The sequence below is a fragment of the Caballeronia sp. LZ033 genome (assembly GCF_031451265.1).
In the GTDB taxonomy this organism is placed as follows: Bacteria; Pseudomonadota; Gammaproteobacteria; order Burkholderiales; family Burkholderiaceae; genus Caballeronia.
Genome location: NZ_JARUXQ010000001.1, coordinates 2,850,964 through 2,868,664 on the forward strand (window position 1 = coordinate 2,850,964; position 17,701 = coordinate 2,868,664).

Sequence of the window (17,701 nt, forward strand, 5' to 3'; positions counted from 1 at the left end):
AACCACTGCACTTCCGTCTTGCGTCGCTGCATCAGCAGCAGAGAAACGAGATTATGAACAACGTTTTGAAGTCTGTCAACAAGAAATTCGAACTTCCTTTCTCGCTGAGCGCGCGGTGCATTCAACCACTTGCCCCATAGCGCGACGTCCAACCCGTCTTTCCCGCTCCCTTCGCGTTCATCGAATCGCGAAGGAACGGAATTCTAGTGACCCGGATCGAGAAGCGCAAGCACTTTTCGATGCACCATCACCGATGCTTGAACACAGGTTTCCGCTTCTCGACGAACGCCGCCATGCCCTCTTTCTGGTCTTCAGTCGCGAACAGCGAATGGAACAGGCGCCGCTCGAAATGCACGCCTTCGGAGAGTGTCGTCTCATAGGCGCGATTGACAGCCTCCTTGGCCATCATCACGGCAGGCAGGGAGAAGCCGGCAATGATCGTCGCGGCCTCGATGGCCTCGTCGAGAAGTCGATCAGCACCGACGACGCGCGACACCAGACCTGCACGCTCAGCTTCGGCTGCGTCCATCATGCGCGCGGTGAGGCACATGTCCATCGCCTTGGCCTTCGACACGGCACGCGGCAGACGCTGCGTCCCGCCCGCCCCCGGAATCACGCCGAGCTTGATTTCCGGCTGACCGAACTTCGCGGTGTCCGCAGCGATGACGATGTCGCACATCATCGCGAGTTCGCAACCGCCTCCCAGCGCGAATCCCGCCACCGCCGCAATCACCGGCTTGCGAACGGAGCGGATGGCCTCCCAGTTGCGCGTGATGTAGTCGCCCTTGTAGACGTCCATATACGAATAACTGGCCATCATGCCGATATCCGCGCCCGCAGCGAACGCCTTCTCGCTGCCGGTCAGAACGATCGCGCCAATGTTCTCGTCGGCATCGAATGCCTTCAACGCACTTCCCAACTCGTTCATCAGCGCGTCGTTCAACGCGTTCAGCGCCTTCGGACGGTGCAGCGTAATAAGTCCGACGCGATCGCGCGTCTCGACCAGCAGATTCTCGTATGCCATTCGCTCCTCCTTGCGATCCTCAGGTAAGCCCTAATGAAAACAGTTCGTCACCCCAACCCGATGATGCTAACATTACCAACCAACCGGTCGGTTAATTATTTAACCCGGCGCCTTCCTCCGTTCTCCTCAAGCGACCATGACACATCCGCTATTCACGAAGCACGAAGCGACCCTCGATCGGGCGCTCGCCGCCATTGAAACGCGCGGCTACTGGAGCCCGTTTGCCGAAATGCCGAGCCCCAAAGTGTACGGGGAAACGGCCAATGCCGATGGCGAAGCCGCGTTCAAAGCGTATCTCGGAAAGACGTTCGAACTGGATCAGCCTTCGACGGGTGAAACCGTCGGTAGCGAGCGTTCGCCGTTCGGCATTGATCTCGATGTCCGCTATCCGCAGTCCTTTCCCGACACCCTCATCCAGGCAGCCTCGAAGGCGCAGGCCGCCTGGCGCGCCGCCGGACCGCGTGCATGGGTTGGCGTGAGTCTCGAAATTCTCGCGCGCGTGAATCGCGCGAGCTTCGAGATCGGCTACAGCGTCATGCATACCACCGGCCAGGCATTCATGATGGCCTTCCAGGCAGGCGGCCCGCACGCCCAGGATCGCGCGCTCGAAGCCGTGGTCTATGCCTGGGACCAATTGCGCCGCATTCCGGCCGAAGCACACTGGGAAAAGCCTCAAGGCAAGAACCCGCCGCTGGCGATGCAAAAGCGCTTCGCTATCGTTCCGCGCGGCACCGGTCTCGTGCTCGGCTGCTGCACGTTCCCGACCTGGAACGGCTATCCGGGCATGTTCGCCGATCTCGCAACCGGCAACACCGTCATTGTCAAACCGCATCCGGGTGCGATCCTGCCGCTGGCGATCACCGTGCGCATCGCTCGTGACGTGCTGCGCGAAGCGGGCTTTGATCCGAACGTCGTGACCCTGCTCGCCACCGAACCGAACGACGGTGCGCTGGTCCAGGAACTCGCCGTGCGCCCCGAAATCAAGCTCATCGACTTCACCGGCAGCACGCAGAACGGCACCTGGCTCGAACGCCATGCGCATCAGGCCCAGGTTTATACCGAGAAGGCGGGCGTGAACCAGATCGTCATCGACTCGGTTGACGACATGAAGGCCGCCGCCCGCAATATCGCGTTCTCGCTTGCGCTCTACTCGGGCCAGATGTGCACGGCGCCCCAGAACATCTACGTGCCGCGTGACGGCATTCGCACCGCCGAAGGCCAACTGAGCTTCGACGACGTCGCCCGCACGCTCGCAGGCGCCGTCGAAAAGCTGACTTCCGACCCGGCCCGCGCCGTCGAACTCACGGGCGCGATCCAGAACGAGGGTGTCGTGGAGCGTATTGCCGAGGCACGCAAACTCGGCGACGTGCTGTTCGACAGCCAGTCGCTCACGCACCCGAACTTCCCGCAAGCGCGCGTGCACACACCGCTGATGCTCACGCTCGACGCCCGGACGGACAACGCCAGGTTCACCCGTGAATGGTTCGGTCCGATCTCGTTTGTCGTCGCCACCGATTCGACCGCGCAGTCGCTCGAACTGGCCGGCGCCATCGCGCACGAACACGGCGCGCTAACGCTCTCGGTTTACAGCACCGACGACAAGGTGATCGACGCTGCTCACGAAGCGGCCATCCAGGGCGGCGTGGCGCTCTCGATCAACCTGACCGGCGGAGTGTTCGTCAACCAGACCGCCGCGTTTTCCGACTTTCACGGCACGGGTGCGAACCCGGCAGCCAACGCCGCGCTCTCGGACGCCGCTTTCGTGGCGAACCGCTTCCGCGTGGTGCAAAGCCGGGTCCATGTTGCGCCGAAGGCCGCGCCAGCGGAAGTCGTCCAGACGGCCTAAGCCGCGCGACACAAAACGTGCAATGCCGACTGCACCCGCTGCCGGGTGCAAGCGGCCTATGCCATTCGGCCTAATGGAAAGCGGCGCGGCGCGCGGCTAGTATCGGAACGGTAACGAAACGAACCCGCCACGCGCCGCTGCGGCAAGCATCGGCGACAGAGGAGAATTCATGTCCGAAAAATCCGTGTTGTTCCATGTCGATGGCGAAACGCGCGTCGCAACCGTGACGCTCAATCGTCCCGACAAGCTGAACAGCTTCACGCGCGAGATGCATCGCGAACTGAATCAGGCGCTCACCGAAATCGAAGCAAGCCCTGCGCGCGCGCTCATCATCACCGGCGCGGGCCGGGGATTTTGCGCGGGTCAGGACCTGGCCGACCTCGACTTCACGCCAGGCGCCATGTCCGATCTCGGCGACCTGATCGAGGCTCACTTCAACCCGTTGGTGCGTCGCCTCCAGGCATCGCCGCTGCCGATCATCGCCGCGGTGAACGGCACGGCGGCCGGTGCGGGCGCCAATCTCGCCATGGCTTGCGACCTCGTGATCGCGGCCCGTTCGGCGAGCTTCATCCAGGCGTTCGTGAAGATCGGGCTCGTGCCCGATTCGGGCGGCACCTGGCTCCTGCCGCGCCGCGTCGGCGAAGCCCGTGCGCTCGGCCTCGCGCTCACCGGCGAAAAGCTCGGCGCGGGGAAGGCGGAAGCGTGGGGAATCGTCTGGCGCGTGGTGGAAGACGGCGAGTTGCAGCAGGCGGCCGCCGGCCTCGCCGCTCAGCTCGCCCAGCAGCCTGCCCGCGCCGTGACCGCGATCAAGCAAGCCATGCGGGCCAGCGCCACCCGGACATTCGACCAGCAACTCGACCTCGAACGCGATCTGCAACGCACGCTCGGCGCATCGCACGACTACATCGAAGGCGTCGCCGCATTCAAGGAGAAGCGCTCGCCGCGCTTCGAAGGGCTGTAAGCGCACGCATCCGCAAACACGGAGAACCCTGTGACACCTCAAGAACTCGCCGAAGCCACGGCCGCCGCCATGTACGAAGCCGACGCCTGCTCGCGCGCGCTCGGCATCGAATTGATCGAAGTGCGGCCGGGCTATGCGCGTCTGCAAATGGATGTGCGGACCGACTTCCTCAACGGCCACGCCATCTGCCACGGCGGCCTGATGTTCACGCTGGCGGATTCCGCGTTCGCCTTCGCGTGCAACTCGTACAACCTCAGCACCGTCGCGGCAGGTTGTTCGATCGAGTTCCTGCGTCCCGTCCGAGGCGGCGATCGTCTCACTGCCGAAGCCGTCGAGCAGACGCTGAGCGGGCGCACCGGCATCTACGACATCCGCGTGACGAACCGCGAGGGCGAGCCGGTGGCGTTGTTCCGCGGCAAGTCCGCGCAGATCAAGGGCACCGTCATACCCGTCTGACCGAACTCATTCATGAAAGCGGACGGGGATATCAAGCCGCGCCGCACAGTCAGCTTCAAGGAGACAGCAATGAACGCACCGCTGCCGCTCGAGCCGATCGAGAAGGCGAGCCGCGACGAACTCGTCGCGCTGCAGCTCGAGCGCCTCAAATGGACGCTCAAGCACGCCTACGAGAATTCGCCGGTGTACCGGCGCAAGTTCGATGAAGCCGGAGTGCATCCCGACGAAGTCACGTCGCTGGCTGATCTCGCGCGCTTCCCGTTCACCACGAAGAAAGACCTGCGCGACAACTATCCCTTCGGCATGTTTGCGGTGCCGCAGGAACGCGTGTCGCGCATTCACGCTTCCTCGGGCACGACAGGCAAGCCGACCGTGGTCGGCTACACGGCGCAGGATCTCGACAACTGGGCGAATCTCGTCGCGCGTTCCATTCGCGCGGCCGGCGCGCGGCGCGGCGACAAGGTCCACGTGAGCTACGGCTACGGGCTCTTCACCGGCGGTCTCGGCGCGCACTACGGCGCGGAACGCGCGGGTCTCACCGTCATACCGTTCGGCGGCGGCCAGACCGAAAAGCAGGTCCAGCTGATCCAGGACTTTCGCCCCGACATCATCATGGTCACGCCGAGCTACATGCTGTCGATCGCGGACGAACTCGAACGCCAGGGCATCGAGCCGGCGAACTGCTCGCTGCGCATCGGCATCTTCGGCGCGGAGCCGTGGACGAACGACATGCGCCGCGCCATCGAGACGCGCATGGGCATCGATGCCGTGGATATCTACGGTCTTTCCGAAGTGATGGGACCGGGCGTGGCGTCGGAGTGCGCCGAGACGAAAGATGGCCCGACCATCTGGGAGGACCACTTCTACCCCGAGATCATCGATCCCGATACGGGCGAAGTGCTGCCTGACGGCGAATTCGGCGAACTCGTCTTCACGTCGCTCACGAAGGAAGCGCTGCCGATCATCCGCTATCGCACGCGCGACCTGACGCGGCTGCTGCCCGGCACGGCGCGCACGATGCGCCGCATGGAAAAGATCACCGGCCGCTCGGACGACATGATGATCGTGCGTGGCGTCAACGTCTTCCCCACGCAGATCGAGGAATTGCTGCTGAAGCGTCCCGTGCTCGCGCCCCACTACCAGATCGTGCTGACCAAGGAAGGGCCGCTCGACGTGCTGACCCTGAACGTCGAACCCTGTCCCGAATCGGCGCCGGACCTGGGCGCGCTCGACACGGCAAAAGCCGCGCTCGCCTACGACATCAAGGCGATGATCGGCGTCAGCGCCGTGATCAACGTGCTCGGCGTGAACGGCATCGAACGGTCGGTCGGCAAGGCGCGGCGCGTGGTCGATCGCAGGAACCTGTCTTAAACGCACGAAAAAAAGCTCGCGAACCCAAAGGCCGCGAGCTTTTCATCAACCGCTGCGCCAGGCCGCGATCAGGAGTTCGGCATCAGCAGCCACATGCGGCCGCCCTGCTTCATGCGTCCCGCGAGATCGCCGGCGTCGTCGCCCAGACCCCAGAAGTAGTCAGCGCGCACGCCGCCCTTGATCGCCGAGCCTGTGTCCTGCGCGAATACGAGACGGTTCATCGGCTGATTGCTGAGCGGACGCGTCGTCTGCAGGAACACCGGCGTGCCGAGCGGAATCGCCGAAGGATCCACCGCGATCGAACGTTCCGGCGTCAACGGCACACCCAGCGCGCCGATCGGACCGTCGCCAAGGCTTGCGGCCATTGCCTCGTTCGAAGGCATTTCGCGGAAGAAGACGAAGCGCGGATTCACGTCGAGGAGGGCATCGACCCGCGCCGGATTGGCTTTGGCCCACGCCTTGATGCCCTGCATGGTGGCCTGCGCGGGCGTCAGTTCGCCGCGATCGAGCAACTCCCTGCCGATCGACCGGTACGGCTGATTGTTGGTGCCGCCGAAGCCGACGCGCATCACGCTGCCGTCTTCCATCGTCACACGCCCCGAACCCTGCACTTGCAGGAAGAACGCTTCGATCGGATCGTCGACCCATACCAGTTCGTTGCCGGTCAACACGCCCGAACGTTCGAGCTGCGCGCGCGGCGGCAGCGCCGAGCCCGCCTTGTAGCGATACGGCCAGCGATACAGCGCGTACTGATACGGCCCGTGACGCGTGCGCGAGCCGCGCAGCAAGGGCTCGTAGTAGCCCGTCACGAGGCCGTCGAGCGTGCCGTCGTTATTGGCGAGCTGGAAGGGCGTGAAATAGGCCTCGAAGAAACTGCGCGCCGCCGACATGTCGAGGTCGTCGAGCTGCTGCGCCGCCGCGCAAGCCTTCTGCCAGCCAGCCTGACGCGCAAGCCGGCTGCAGTTCTGACGCAGTGCCGCTGTGGCGCCGATCAGTGAATCGTCCTGCCAGCCTGGCACCTGCTGCCAGCTCACCGGCGTGAGACGCGACGCGGCGCGCTGGCCCGGAACGATGGGCGTGCCCGTCGCCGTGGTGGGACCGGGCTTCACATAACTGCCGCCGCCGCACGAGGCAAGCAGGACGGCGGTTGCGATCGACGCGGCCCAGGCCGCAGCCCATGTGGCTGACTGCGCGGCTGTCCGCGAGAAACCCCTACAATGCTCGTTCTTGATGGGAACCACCATGTCTGATCTGTTCGACGAATACCCAATGCTTATTTTCGCGCTCGAGTCGCTCGTGGCGCTTGGCTTGCTGATCTTCATCGTCGTATGGACGGCGTCAGGCAAGAAAAAGCAGCAGAACCGCAGCAACGATCCGGCAAAACGGCGTTGAACATGCCGCAATGCGACGTCGCGGGCAGTGCTCAATGAAGCGTGCGCGGCATGTGCAGCGCGAATTCCGCCACCGGCGCCTCGAAGCGCTCACCGTCTTCCGCCACGCAGAAATACTCACCGCGCATCGTGCCGACCGGCGTGGCGATCACCGCCCAGCTCGTGTATTCGAACTGCTCGCCCGGCGGCAGCAAGGGCTGGTGTCCGACCACACCGAGCCCCTTCACTTCCTGCACGTGATCGTTGCTGTCGGTGATGATCCAGTGACGCGAGATCAACTGCGCCGCGACCTCGCCGGTATTGCGAATCGTCAGCGTGTAGGCAAAAGCGTACTGCCGGCTATCAGGGTCCGACTGCTCCGGCAGATACCGCGTTTCCACGGATACGCTGAATTCGTACTGAGCCATCGTAATTCCAGTGACAGGTCGATGAAGACATCGACCAAGCGACCGGCCGCAGCGCCGCGGCCAGATCCGGGAAACGGCGCGCAGCCGCGCCGCCATTGGTCTGGCATTCTGCTTGATGCGCGGCGTGCCCGCAACACGCGCGGCGCCGCGACGCCACATCCGTGCATTCCGCGCATTCGTCCTAAGCCGTTCGGACGAAGGACTCGTTTGATCAACGCGAGTTAAAATCACGCTTCCAAGTCGCTACCTCTCTCTACGTCCATGGCGCCATTCCATATCGCTCCCAGCATCCTGTCGGCGGATTTCTCCCGCCTCGGCGAGGAAGTCCGCAACGTCGTCGCCGCCGGCGCCGACTGGATTCACTTCGACGTCATGGATAACCACTTCGTCCCGAACCTGACCATCGGCCCGATGGTGTGCGAGGCCATCCGCCCGCACGTGGACGTGCCCATCGACGTGCATCTGATGGTCGAACCGGTCGACCGCATCGTGCCCGATTTCGCCAAGGCCGGCGCCAACGTCATCAGCTTCCATCCGGAAGGGTCGGTTCACATCGACCGGACGCTCTCGCTGATCCGCGATCACGGCTGCAAGGCCGGCCTCGTGTTCAATCCGGCCACGCCGCTCAACTATCTCGACTACGTGATGGACAAGCTCGACCTCGTGCTCATCATGTCGGTCAACCCGGGCTTCGGCGGCCAGTCGTTCATTCCCGAGGCACTCGTCAAGCTGCGTGAAGCACGCAAGCGCATCGACGCCTATCGCGAACGCACAGGCCGCACGATCCATCTGGAAATCGACGGTGGCGTGAAGATCGACAACATCGCGGAAATCGCCGCGGCCGGCGCGGATACGTTCGTCGCGGGCTCGGCCATCTTCGGCAAGCACGACTACAAGCAGGTCATCGACGCCATGCGCGCCGAACTCGCCAAGGCGGGAGCACAGGCATGAGCGACACAGCAGCGGCGCAGGCGCCCTTCGTGAACCGGCCCATCCGCGCCGCCATCATCGATCTCGACGGCACCATGGTCGACACCGCGGACGACTTCGTCGCCGCGCTGAACGCGATGCTCGCGCGCATCGCGGTGGATCAGCCGGTCACGCGTGCCGAAGTCACGGACTACGTCGGCAAGGGTTCGGAGAACCTGATTCGCAGTGTGCTCGCGGCGCGGCTGCCGCACTCGCAGGCGGTTGCCCAGTTCGACGACGCCCTCGCCATTTATCAGAGCGAATACGCGAAGGTCAACGGCAAGCATTCGACGCTGTTCCCCGAAGTGCGGGAAGGGCTCGATGCCATGCGCGAGCTCGGCATTGCGCTTGCCTGCGTGACCAACAAGCCGCATCGCTTCGCGGTGGAACTGCTCGCGCACTTCGGCATCGCGGATTATTTCAGGGTGATTCTCGGCGGCGACTCGCTGCCCGCGAAGAAGCCCGATCCCCTGCCGATGATCACCGCGTGCGAACGTCTCGACGTGCTGACGCGCGAAACCGTGGCCGTCGGCGACTCCGAGAACGATGCCCTCGCGGGCCGTGCGGCAGGCCTCGCAACCTTGACGGTTCCGTACGGTTACAATCATGGGAAGCCTGTGCAATCGGTGAAGTCCGATGGTATAGTCTCCTCGCTGCGCACGGCAGCACTGGCGATAGCCGCCACCTTGGCGCCGCCGGATACCACCCTGACTGAATAAGTCCATCAATCATGTTTCTCAACAGAAAACGGAGTCTGAGCAGCATCGACCGGGGAGCCTGGCCCTGGCGTCGCTGGTCGCGCTAACCTCGCCCGAGGTACGCTGAAGCCATGTCGCTCTCTGCCGCATCCGCTTCAGCATCCGTTTTTTGTTTCGCTGCGCACTTCCGCGCCGTTTCTGTCGAACCGTATTACGTGCATCTTGCGCACACCGCGCATCGAGCCGAACTTCGTTCGCGCGTCCCGCGTGAATGATTCGCCCGGAGCCGCTTTGCCTCGTCGAAGCGGCAAGGTCGCCGTATGCGATGATCACGGGAACCGACCGCCCGCAGCGCCCGCTTTTCCCCGATGCCGCGCCTCCCGAACCCCGCCCGGCACGCAAAGGATCGCAACATGACCGAACTCGAATTCCAATCGCTGGCGAACGAAGGCTATAACCGCATTCCGCTGATCGCCGAAGCCCTCGCCGACCTCGAAACCCCGCTCTCTCTTTATCTCAAACTCGCGCAGCCCGAGCGCAATGGCGCGAACTCGTTCCTGCTCGAATCCGTCGTGGGCGGCGAGCGCTTCGGACGTTACTCGTTCATCGGCCTGCCGGCGCGCACCATCCTGACCGTACAGAACGGCAAGTCGCAAGTGCTCACGGATGGCAAGGTCGTCGAGACGGATGAAGGCGATCCGCTGGCGTTCATCGAGACCTATCAGAAGCGTTTCAAGGTGGCGACCCGTCCGGGCCTGCCGCGCTTCTGCGGCGGCCTGGCCGGCTATTTCGGTTATGACGCGGTACGCTACATCGAGAAGAAGCTCGCCGACACCGCGCCCCCCGACGATCTCAATCTCCCCGACATCCAGTTGCTGCTGACCGAGGAAGTCGCGGTCATCGACAATCTCGCGGGCAAGCTCTACCTCATCGTCTACGCGGACCCGACCCGCCCCGAAGCCTACGCGCGCGCGAAGCAGCGCCTGCGCGAACTGCGTGCGCGTCTGCGTGCGACGGTGCAGCCGCCGGTGACGTCGGCGAGCGTGCGCACCGAAACCTTCCGCGAGTTCAAGAAGGACGATTACCTGAACGCCGTGCGGCGCGCGAAGGAGTACATCGCGGCGGGCGAACTGATGCAGGTGCAGGTCGGCCAGCGTCTGACCAAGCCGTTCCGGGACAATCCGCTGTCGCTGTATCGCGCGTTGCGCTCGCTGAATCCGTCGCCGTACATGTACTACTACAACTTCGGCGGCGAAGTGCACGTGGTGGGCGCGTCGCCGGAAATCCTGGTGCGCCAGGAAAAGCGCGCCGACGATCACATCGTCACCATCCGCCCGCTCGCCGGCACGCGTCCGCGCGGCAACACGCCCGAGCGCGACGCCGAACTCGCGACCGAACTGCTGAACGATCCGAAAGAAGTCGCCGAGCACGTGATGCTGATCGACCTCGCCCGCAACGACGTCGGCCGGATCGCGCAGACGGGCTCGGTCACGGTGACGGACAAGCTGGTCATCGAAAAGTACTCGCACGTGCAGCACATCGTGAGTTCGGTCGAAGGCAAGCTCAAGCACGGCATGAACAACTTCGACGTGCTGCGCGCCACCTTCCCCGCCGGCACGCTGTCCGGCGCCCCGAAGGTCCGCGCGATGCAACTGATCGACGAACTCGAACCGATCAAGCGCGGGCTGTATGGCGGCGCGGTCGGTTACCTGTCGTTCAGCGGCGAAATGGATCTGGCCATCGCGATCCGCACCGGCGTCATCCACAAGGGCAACCTGTATGTGCAGGCGGCAGCGGGCGTCGTCGCCGATTCGGTGCCCGAATCCGAATGGCAAGAAACGGAGAACAAGGCGCGCGCCGTGCTCCGCGCCGCCGAGCAAGTGCAAGACGGCCTCGACAGCGACTTCTGAGGAGACAAGACCATGCTGCTGATGATCGACAACTACGATTCCTTCACCTACAACCTGGTCCAGTACTTCGGCGAACTCGGCGAAGACGTGCGCACGTTCCGCAACGACGAGATCACGCTCGATGAAATCGCGAAGCTCGCGCCCGAGCGCATCTGCCTCTCGCCGGGACCGAGCAATCCGCAACACGCGGGCATCACGCTCGACGTGCTGCGCGAATTCTCCGGCAAGCTGCCCATTCTCGGCGTCTGCCTCGGTCATCAGGCGATCGGCGAGGCATTCGGCGGACGCGTCGTGCGCGCGCAGACCATCATGCACGGCAAGGTGAGCCAGATCGAGACGGACTGTAAAGGCGTGTTCGCCGACCTGCCCAAACACTTCAACGTGACGCGCTATCACTCGCTGGCGATTGAACGCGAATCCCTGCCCGACTGTCTGGAAGTGTCCGCGTGGACGCCGGACGGCGAGATCATGGGCGTGCGCCACCGTGAACTCGAAGTGGAAGGTGTGCAATTCCATCCGGAATCGATCCTGTCAGAACATGGCCACGCGCTGCTCGAAAATTTCGTAAAGCACACGGCCGTATCCGGACAACGCGCTTGAACAGGCTCGACAACATGACCATTACTGCACAGGAAGCGCTGCAGCGCACGATCGAGCACCGCGAGATCTTTCACGACGAAATGCTGCATCTGATGCGCCAGATCATGCGCGGCGAGATGTCGCCCGTCATGTCCGCCGCCATCATCACCGGCTTGCGCGTGAAGAAGGAAACCATCGGCGAGATTGCCGCGGCCGCCACCGTGATGCGCGAATTCGCGAATCACGTCGAGGTCGAGGACAACTCGAATTTTGTCGACATCGTCGGCACCGGCGGCGACGGTTCGCACACGTTCAACATTTCCACTGCGTCGATGTTCGTGGCCGCGGCCGCCGGCGCGAAGGTCGCGAAGCACGGCAATCGCGGCGTGTCGAGCAAGTCCGGCAGCGCCGACGTGCTCGAGGCGCTGGGCGTGAATATCGACCTGTCGCCGGAACAGGTGGCGGCATCGATTGCCGAGACTGGCATGGGCTTCATGTTCGCGCCGAACCATCATCCGGCGATGAAGAACATCGCGCCGGTGCGGCGCGAACTCGGCGTGCGCACCATCTTCAACATTCTCGGTCCGCTGACCAATCCGGCCGGCGCGCCGAACCAGCTCCAGGGCGTGTTCCATGAAGACCTCGTCGGCATCCAGGTGCGCGTGATGCAGCGCCTGGGCGCGAAGCACGTGCTCGTCGTGTACGGCAAGGACGGCATGGACGAAGTCTCGCTCGGTGCCGCCACGCGCGTCGGCGAGCTGAAGAACGGCGAAGTGACCGAGTACGAGATCCATCCCGAGGACTTCGGCCTGCAGATGGTGTCGAACCGTTCGCTGAAGGTGCAGGACGCGCAGGAATCGAAAGCCATGCTGCTCGGCGCGCTCAACAACAAGGCCGGCGTCGCGCGCGAGATCGTCACGCTGAATGCCGGCACGGCGCTTTATGCGGCCGATGTCGTCGAGTCGATCGAAGCCGGCATGGCCGCCGCGCGCGAGGCCATCGAGAGCGGCGCGGCGCGCGAGAAGATCGACACGCTCGTCAAGTTCACGCAGCAGTTTGCGAAGTAGTAAAGGAAGCCAACATGAGTGACATCCTGGACCGCATCATCGCGGTCAAGCGCGAGGAAGTGCGCGCGGCGGAACTCAGCGCGCCGCTCGAAGAGCTGCGGCTCGAAGCCACGTCGCGTGATCTGCGCGACTTCGTCGGCGCATTGCGCGCGAAGCATGCGGCCAATCAGGCCGCGGTCATCGCCGAAGTGAAGAAGGCGAGTCCGTCGAAAGGCGTGCTGCGCGAGCATTTCGTGCCCGCGGAGATCGCGCGTTCCTACGAGCAAGGCGGCGCCGCGTGCCTCTCCGTGCTCACCGACGTGCAGTTCTTCAAGGGCAGCGTCGCCTACCTGCAGGAAGCGCGCGCCGCGTGCAGCCTGCCGGTGCTGCGCAAGGACTTCATCGTCGACCCGTATCAGGTCATGGAAGCGCGCGCGATGGGCGCCGACTGCATCCTGCTGATCGCCGCCGCGCTCGAACTCTCGCACATGCAGGACCTCGAGGCCTACGCGCACTCGCTCGGTCTCGCCGTGCTGGTCGAAGTGCACGACGCCGACGAACTGCGCGACGCGCTCACGCTGAAGACACCGCTCATCGGCATCAACAACCGCAACCTGCGCACCTTCGAAACGAGCATCGAGACGACCATCGGCATGCTGGAGATGGTGCCGGAGGATCGCATCGTCGTGACGGAGTCGGGCATTCTGTCGCGTGTCGATGTCGACCGCCTGCGCGCGATGCACGTGCATACCTTCCTGGTCGGCGAAGCGTTCATGCGCGCCGACGATCCTGGCGCGGAACTCGCGCGCATGTTTTTTTGAACTCATCGACGGGACCGGACCTTGGGCATCGAACGGGAACTGAAACTCGCGCTTGCGCCGTCGCAGCATGATGACGTCGCACGCTTCTTCGACGAACACACCGGCCCGGGGCGGCCGATCCAACTGACCAACGTCTACTTCGACACCTCCGCCTGCGCGCTGGCGAAAGCCAAGTCCGCGCTGCGCCTGCGCCGCACGCCGGAACAATGGCTGCAGACCTACAAGACGCTGGGCAAGAGCGTCGCGGGCCTGAGCAACCGTCAGGAGTGGGAGCTGCCGGTCGAGCGCGATGCGCTGCAGATCGACGCGCTGCTCGACGCCTGCGACGACGAAGCCGCGCGCGAGACGCTGGAGCGCGCCGCGCCCGAACTGATCGCGCTGTTCAAGACCGATTTCCGGCGCATCGTGTGGGACCTCGAACGCGAGGGCTCGCAGATCGAAGTGGCGCTGGACCTGGGCGACATCACCGCCGATGTCGACGGCGAGACGCGTCGCGCGAAAATCAGCGAACTGGAACTGGAACTGAAATCCGGCGAGGAAAGCGCGCTGTCCTTGCTCGCCGCCGAACTGCGCGGCGCATTTCCGGAACTGACGCCGGAAGATCTCAGCAAGGCGCAGCGTGGCTATCTGTTGCGCAAGCAGCCGGATGAAAAGCATCGCGATGAAAAGCACGAGAAGCATCCCGACGCCTGATTGCCCAGCATGAGCCAACAGTCTTCTCTCTTCGAGGATGCCGGCAACGCGCCGGCGTCGCCCGGCACGACGCTGGAAAGCCAGTTCGAAGCGCTGCCCGCCGACTGGCGCCGCCATCTGCAACCGTTCATCGACAGCAAGCACTATGCAGCGCTGTGCGCGTTCGTCGATGCCGAGCGCACCGCCGGCAAGACCGTCTATCCCGCCGATGTCTTCCGCGCGCTCCGTCTCACGCGCCCCGCCGACGTGAAGGTCGTGATTCTCGGCCAGGATCCGTATCACGGCGAGGACAAGGGCGCGCCGCAGGCCCACGGGCTGGCGTTCTCGGTACCCGCGCCGGTGCGTCCGCCGCCGTCGCTGCGCAACATCTTCAAGGAAATCCACGCGAGCCTGGGCTTCCCCGCGCCCGCGCACGGCTGCCTGGATTCGTGGGCGAAGCAAGGCGTGCTGCTGCTCAACACGTCGCTGACGGTGGAACGCGACCGCGCCGGCAGTCACGCGAAACGCGGCTGGGAGCAATGCACCGACACGCTGATCCACGAAATGGCGCTGCGCCATGACGGACTCGTGTTCATGTTGTGGGGCGCGCACGCGCAGGCGAAGCGCGGCTTGATCGAAGGCACGGGCAAGGCGCATTGCGTGCTGGAGTCGGCGCATCCGTCGCCGTTGTCGGCGTATCGCGGCTTTTTCGGCTGCGGGCATTTCGTGCTCGCCAATGAATACCTGACGAAGCATGGCCGTCCGGCGATCGACTGGCGGCTGCCCGCCGAGCCTGAACTGCTGGCCTGACGCTTCCGTGCAAGCCATGAGACGCAAAACGCCCCGCTGACAAATATCAGCGGGGCGTTTTACTTGATGCCTTGATGCCTTGCTGCCGGAGCGAGACGCTTACAGCGCCGCGATCGCCTCGCGTGCCGACGCCAGCGCCGCGCCCGCCACTTCCGGACCCATGTTCAGGCCTTCGGCGTAGATGAAGTTCACGTCGGTCAGGCCGAGGAAGCCGAGGAAAGTCTTCAGGTAAGGCGTTTGCGAATCGTTCGGCGTGCCCGCGTACTTGCCGCCACGCGCCGACACCACGAACACCTTCTTGCCCGTGACCAGGCCTTCCGGACCGTTCGCGCCGTAGCGGAACGTCATGCCCGAACGGGCGATCCAGTCGAAATAGGTCTTCAGTTGCGACGAGATGCCGAAGTTGTACAGCGGCGCCGCGATCACGACGATGTCCGCTGCCAGCAGTTCGTTGATCAGCGCTTCGCTCTTGGCGTTGATGGCCGCCTGTTCCGCGCTGCGCTGGTCGGCCGGCGTGAAGAAGGCGCCGAGCGTGGCGTCGTCGAGATGCGGCAGCGACGCGCCGAGCAGGTCGCGCACGACAACCTTCGCGCCCGGGTTGCTTTGTTGCAGTTTTGCCGTGAGTTCGTCGGCGAGCAGCGTCGATTGGGCGCCTTGCGAACGAGCGGCGGAATTGATTTGCAGAATCGTCGTCATGATGGCTTCCTGTTCCTTGTCGGGGCACTGCGCGCGCTTGATCGCTCACGGTGTCCCATGCAGAGCTTTCGGGATTCGGGCGCTGTCTGCGCCCGGCTTAGGAAGCATTCTCCCCTTTCGACGATCGATTAAAAGCCATTCGCCCGTGACGGATTGTTGCAGGGGTAGAACAATCCGCCCGCCGGCTTCGGACGCCTCAGCCTTTCAGCCAGCGCTCGCGCCATTGCTTCGACGGGCCGCGTCCGTCGATGGCCGTCAGCAGGTAACGCACGACCTCGGGCCCGTCGAGCTTGAGTTCCGTGCGGCGCAATTCATCGCGGCGAAACGCATGGATCTCCACCTTCGCGCCCGGCAGATAGCGCGACAGCAGGCTGTCGAGATTGGAGCCGGTGACGCGCAGACCGTCGATCGCGACCAGCACGTCGCCCGCCGACAATCCGGCCTTCTGCGCCGCGCCGCCCTCGTGGACGACCGCGAGCGCGCACTCCGCGCCGCCGCGCACGCGCACGCCGAGCGTGGGCTTGCGCGCCGCGCCATTGCCGGGCAGATCCGGCGCGAGCGCGATGCCGAACGGCTCCAGCAAGGCATCCAGCGGCAGGTCGCGGGTGCCGCGCACGCCGTCACGGAACAGCGCGCGCAGGTCCGCGCCGGTGGCTTCGGCGAACAGCGCCTCGACGTCTTCCTCGCGAATGCCGCGCGCCTTGCCGTGATAGAAGTCGCGTCCGTAGCGCTGCCACAGCAGGCGCATGACATCGTCGAGCGACTTGCCGTTGTCGGTCTGCGCGCGGATCGACAGATCAAACGCCAGCGCGACCAGCGAACCTTTCTGGTAATAGCTGACGATCGCGTTCGGCGCGTTTTCATCGGCGCGGTAGTACTTCACCCACGCGTCGAACGAGCTTTGCGCGACCGACTGCTTGAAACGTCCCGCGCCGCGCAGCACGCCGCCGATCGTCTTGCCGAGCAGGCTGAAGTAGTCGCCGGCGGTGATGAGGCCGCTGCGCACGAGCATCAGGTCGTCGTAGTACGACGTGAAGCCTTCGAAGAGCCACAGCAGCGTCGTGTAATTCTCCTGCGACAGATCGTACGGTGCGAAGGTCGCGGGCTTGATGCGCTTCACGTTCCACGTATGGAAGTATTCGTGGCTGCACAGGCCGAGATAGGTGCGATAGCCGTCGCTCAGGTCCGGCCGGCCCTGCACCGGCAGATCCGTGCGATTGCAGATCAACGCTGTCGATGCGCGATGCTCGAGCCCGCCATACCCATCGCCGACGGCCAGCGTCATGAACACGTAGCGGTCCATCGGCGCGCGCTTCGTGCGCGGCTCGAACAGCGCGATCTGCGCTTCGCAGACGCGCTTGAGATCGGCCTGGAGCCGGTTCATGTCGAGATTGACGACGCGCCCCGAGATCACGATGTCGTGCTTCACGCCATGCGCGGTGAAACTGCCGAGCGCGAATTCGCCGAGCGTGACGGGATGGTCGGCGAGTTCGTCGTAGTTGTCGGCCTCGTAGGCCCCGAAGCCGTAGCGCTTCGTGCCGCGCGCTTCGCGCAGCGCCGTGGCGACGCGCCAGTTGCGATACGCCCCGCCCTCGGGCGACTGGATGTCGACCACGCACGGCGCGCCCGACTGCCCTTCCACCGCGAGGAACACGCTCGTCGCGTTGAAGAAGCCGATGCTGTCGTCGAGATGCGCGGCGCGCACCGACAGATCCCACGCGTAGACCTCATAGCGCAGCGTGAGCGGGCCTTCGACGGGCGCCGCCTGCCACGCGTGCTTGTCGATCTTGTCGATCGCGACCTTGCGGCCCGCCGCGTTGAAGGCCTGCAAGGTCACGATGTTGCGCGCGAACTCGCGGATCATGTAGCTGCCCGGAATCCACACCGGCAGCATGAAGCGCTGGCCGGCCGGATCGGTGTCGGCGACGGTCAGCGTGACTTCGAAAAGATGCGCGGCGGGTTTTTTCGGAACGATGCTGTAATGCACCGGTTGCAGGGAAGGTGTCATCGCGTGGTCCTTGTTCTTGTGCCGGGCGCGCCGCTT

At 64.4% G+C, this 17,701-nt stretch carries 17 protein-coding genes; 12 read left to right on the forward strand and 5 right to left on the reverse strand.

Annotation, left to right across the window (positions count from 1 at the left end):
* Nucleotides 1–247 precede the first annotated feature (247 nt).
* Nucleotides 248–1,024 (reverse strand): enoyl-CoA hydratase, encoded by a 777-nt coding sequence (locus QCE62_RS13255; RefSeq protein WP_309918617.1) that lies wholly within the window; start codon nucleotides 1,022–1,024, stop codon nucleotides 248–250.
* A gap of 136 nt (nucleotides 1,025–1,160) precedes the next feature.
* On the opposite strand from QCE62_RS13255, the gene paaN reads away from it, so the two are divergent.
* The 4 genes from paaN (at nucleotide 1,161) to paaK (ending at nucleotide 5,658) form a co-directional block, all read left to right on the forward strand.
* Entirely contained in the window at nucleotides 1,161–2,870 is a 1,710-nt protein-coding gene (paaN, locus tag QCE62_RS13260) for a phenylacetic acid degradation protein PaaN (protein WP_309918620.1), read from the forward strand.
* A 169-nt stretch (nucleotides 2,871–3,039) separates the two neighbouring features.
* The gene (gene paaG / locus QCE62_RS13265) at nucleotides 3,040–3,831 is read left to right on the forward strand and encodes a 2-(1,2-epoxy-1,2-dihydrophenyl)acetyl-CoA isomerase PaaG (RefSeq protein WP_309918623.1); all 792 of its coding nucleotides are present in this window, start codon (nucleotides 3,040–3,042) and stop codon (nucleotides 3,829–3,831) included.
* A 69-nt stretch (nucleotides 3,832–3,900) separates the two neighbouring features.
* A complete protein-coding gene (gene paaI / locus QCE62_RS13270) occupies nucleotides 3,901–4,287 on the forward strand; it encodes a hydroxyphenylacetyl-CoA thioesterase PaaI (protein WP_309919837.1) in 387 nt (128 codons plus the stop codon).
* Nucleotides 4,288–4,356: 69 nt separating this feature from the next.
* Nucleotides 4,357–5,658, forward strand: a complete 1,302-nt coding sequence (paaK, locus tag QCE62_RS13275; protein ID WP_309918627.1) for a phenylacetate--CoA ligase PaaK — start codon at nucleotides 4,357–4,359, stop codon at nucleotides 5,656–5,658.
* 68 nt (nucleotides 5,659–5,726) lie between these two features.
* Here paaK and QCE62_RS13280 read toward each other — a convergent pair whose 3' ends face one another.
* Entirely contained in the window at nucleotides 5,727–6,980 is a 1,254-nt protein-coding gene (locus tag QCE62_RS13280; RefSeq protein ID WP_409017837.1) for a murein transglycosylase A, read from the reverse strand.
* A gap of 101 nt (nucleotides 6,981–7,081) precedes the next feature.
* Nucleotides 7,082–7,456, reverse strand: a complete 375-nt coding sequence (gene apaG, locus QCE62_RS13290) for a Co2+/Mg2+ efflux protein ApaG (protein WP_309810061.1) — start codon at nucleotides 7,454–7,456, stop codon at nucleotides 7,082–7,084.
* 261 nt (nucleotides 7,457–7,717) lie between these two features.
* Here apaG and rpe point away from each other — a divergent pair, with 261 nt between their 5' ends.
* The 8 genes from rpe (at nucleotide 7,718) to QCE62_RS13330 (ending at nucleotide 14,961) form a co-directional block, all read left to right on the forward strand.
* Nucleotides 7,718–8,407: a ribulose-phosphate 3-epimerase gene (gene rpe, locus QCE62_RS13295; RefSeq protein WP_309810063.1), complete on the forward strand. Its 690-nt coding sequence runs from the start codon at nucleotides 7,718–7,720 to the stop codon at nucleotides 8,405–8,407.
* Nucleotides 8,404–9,144: a phosphoglycolate phosphatase gene (locus tag QCE62_RS13300; protein ID WP_309918636.1), complete on the forward strand. Its 741-nt coding sequence runs from the start codon at nucleotides 8,404–8,406 to the stop codon at nucleotides 9,142–9,144. Before rpe ends, QCE62_RS13300 begins: the two co-directional genes overlap by 4 nt.
* A 392-nt stretch (nucleotides 9,145–9,536) precedes the next feature.
* Complete coding sequence (trpE, locus tag QCE62_RS13305; protein WP_309918639.1) at nucleotides 9,537–11,033, forward strand: anthranilate synthase component I; 1,497 nt, start codon at nucleotides 9,537–9,539, stop codon at nucleotides 11,031–11,033.
* Nucleotides 11,034–11,045: 12 nt separating this feature from the next.
* On the forward strand, nucleotides 11,046–11,633 hold the full coding sequence (locus tag QCE62_RS13310; RefSeq protein ID WP_309810071.1) for an aminodeoxychorismate/anthranilate synthase component II: 588 nt from the start codon (nucleotides 11,046–11,048) through the stop codon (nucleotides 11,631–11,633).
* Nucleotides 11,634–11,647: 14 nt separating this feature from the next.
* The gene (trpD, locus tag QCE62_RS13315) at nucleotides 11,648–12,679 is read left to right on the forward strand and encodes an anthranilate phosphoribosyltransferase (protein ID WP_309918641.1); all 1,032 of its coding nucleotides are present in this window, start codon (nucleotides 11,648–11,650) and stop codon (nucleotides 12,677–12,679) included.
* A gap of 14 nt (nucleotides 12,680–12,693) precedes the next feature.
* Entirely contained in the window at nucleotides 12,694–13,479 is a 786-nt protein-coding gene (trpC, locus tag QCE62_RS13320) for an indole-3-glycerol phosphate synthase TrpC (protein WP_309810076.1), read from the forward strand.
* 21 nt (nucleotides 13,480–13,500) lie between these two features.
* Entirely contained in the window at nucleotides 13,501–14,172 is a 672-nt protein-coding gene (locus tag QCE62_RS13325; protein ID WP_309918644.1) for a CYTH domain-containing protein, read from the forward strand.
* Nucleotides 14,173–14,181: 9 nt separating this feature from the next.
* Nucleotides 14,182–14,961, forward strand: coding sequence for a uracil-DNA glycosylase (locus QCE62_RS13330; RefSeq protein WP_309918647.1), 780 nt, complete (start codon nucleotides 14,182–14,184; stop codon nucleotides 14,959–14,961).
* Between the two features lie 99 nt (nucleotides 14,962–15,060).
* Here the strand turns inward: QCE62_RS13330 and QCE62_RS13335 are convergent, their stop codons facing one another.
* Both QCE62_RS13335 and QCE62_RS13340 read right to left on the reverse strand, forming a co-directional pair.
* Nucleotides 15,061–15,657, reverse strand: a complete 597-nt coding sequence (locus QCE62_RS13335; protein ID WP_309918650.1) for an NAD(P)H-dependent oxidoreductase — start codon at nucleotides 15,655–15,657, stop codon at nucleotides 15,061–15,063.
* Nucleotides 15,658–15,853: 196 nt separating this feature from the next.
* A complete protein-coding gene (locus tag QCE62_RS13340; RefSeq protein WP_309919841.1) occupies nucleotides 15,854–17,653 on the reverse strand; it encodes a PDZ domain-containing protein in 1,800 nt (599 codons plus the stop codon).
* Nucleotides 17,654–17,701 lie beyond the last annotated feature (48 nt).

Bases quoted from the DNA above. Each gene is read 5' to 3' on its own strand.
- QCE62_RS13255 (WP_309918617.1), bottom strand. From the start codon at position 1,024: ATGGCATACGAGAATCTGCTGGTCGAGACGCGCGATCGCGTCGGACTT.
- paaN (WP_309918620.1), top strand. From the start codon at position 1,161: ATGACACATCCGCTATTCACGAAGCACGAAGCGACCCTCGATCGGGCG.
- paaG (WP_309918623.1), top strand. From the start codon at position 3,040: ATGTCCGAAAAATCCGTGTTGTTCCATGTCGATGGCGAAACGCGCGTC.
- paaI (WP_309919837.1), top strand. From the start codon at position 3,901: ATGTACGAAGCCGACGCCTGCTCGCGCGCGCTCGGCATCGAATTGATC.
- paaK (WP_309918627.1), top strand. From the start codon at position 4,357: ATGAACGCACCGCTGCCGCTCGAGCCGATCGAGAAGGCGAGCCGCGAC.
- QCE62_RS13280 (WP_409017837.1), bottom strand. From the start codon at position 6,980: ATGAAGATCAGCAAGCCAAGCGCCACGAGCGACTCGAGCGCGAAAATA.
- apaG (WP_309810061.1), bottom strand. From the start codon at position 7,456: ATGGCTCAGTACGAATTCAGCGTATCCGTGGAAACGCGGTATCTGCCG.
- rpe (WP_309810063.1), top strand. From the start codon at position 7,718: ATGGCGCCATTCCATATCGCTCCCAGCATCCTGTCGGCGGATTTCTCC.
- QCE62_RS13300 (WP_309918636.1), top strand. From the start codon at position 8,404: ATGAGCGACACAGCAGCGGCGCAGGCGCCCTTCGTGAACCGGCCCATC.
- trpE (WP_309918639.1), top strand. From the start codon at position 9,537: ATGACCGAACTCGAATTCCAATCGCTGGCGAACGAAGGCTATAACCGC.
- QCE62_RS13310 (WP_309810071.1), top strand. From the start codon at position 11,046: ATGCTGCTGATGATCGACAACTACGATTCCTTCACCTACAACCTGGTC.
- trpD (WP_309918641.1), top strand. From the start codon at position 11,648: ATGACCATTACTGCACAGGAAGCGCTGCAGCGCACGATCGAGCACCGC.
- trpC (WP_309810076.1), top strand. From the start codon at position 12,694: ATGAGTGACATCCTGGACCGCATCATCGCGGTCAAGCGCGAGGAAGTG.
- QCE62_RS13330 (WP_309918647.1), top strand. From the start codon at position 14,182: ATGAGCCAACAGTCTTCTCTCTTCGAGGATGCCGGCAACGCGCCGGCG.
- QCE62_RS13335 (WP_309918650.1), bottom strand. From the start codon at position 15,657: ATGACGACGATTCTGCAAATCAATTCCGCCGCTCGTTCGCAAGGCGCC.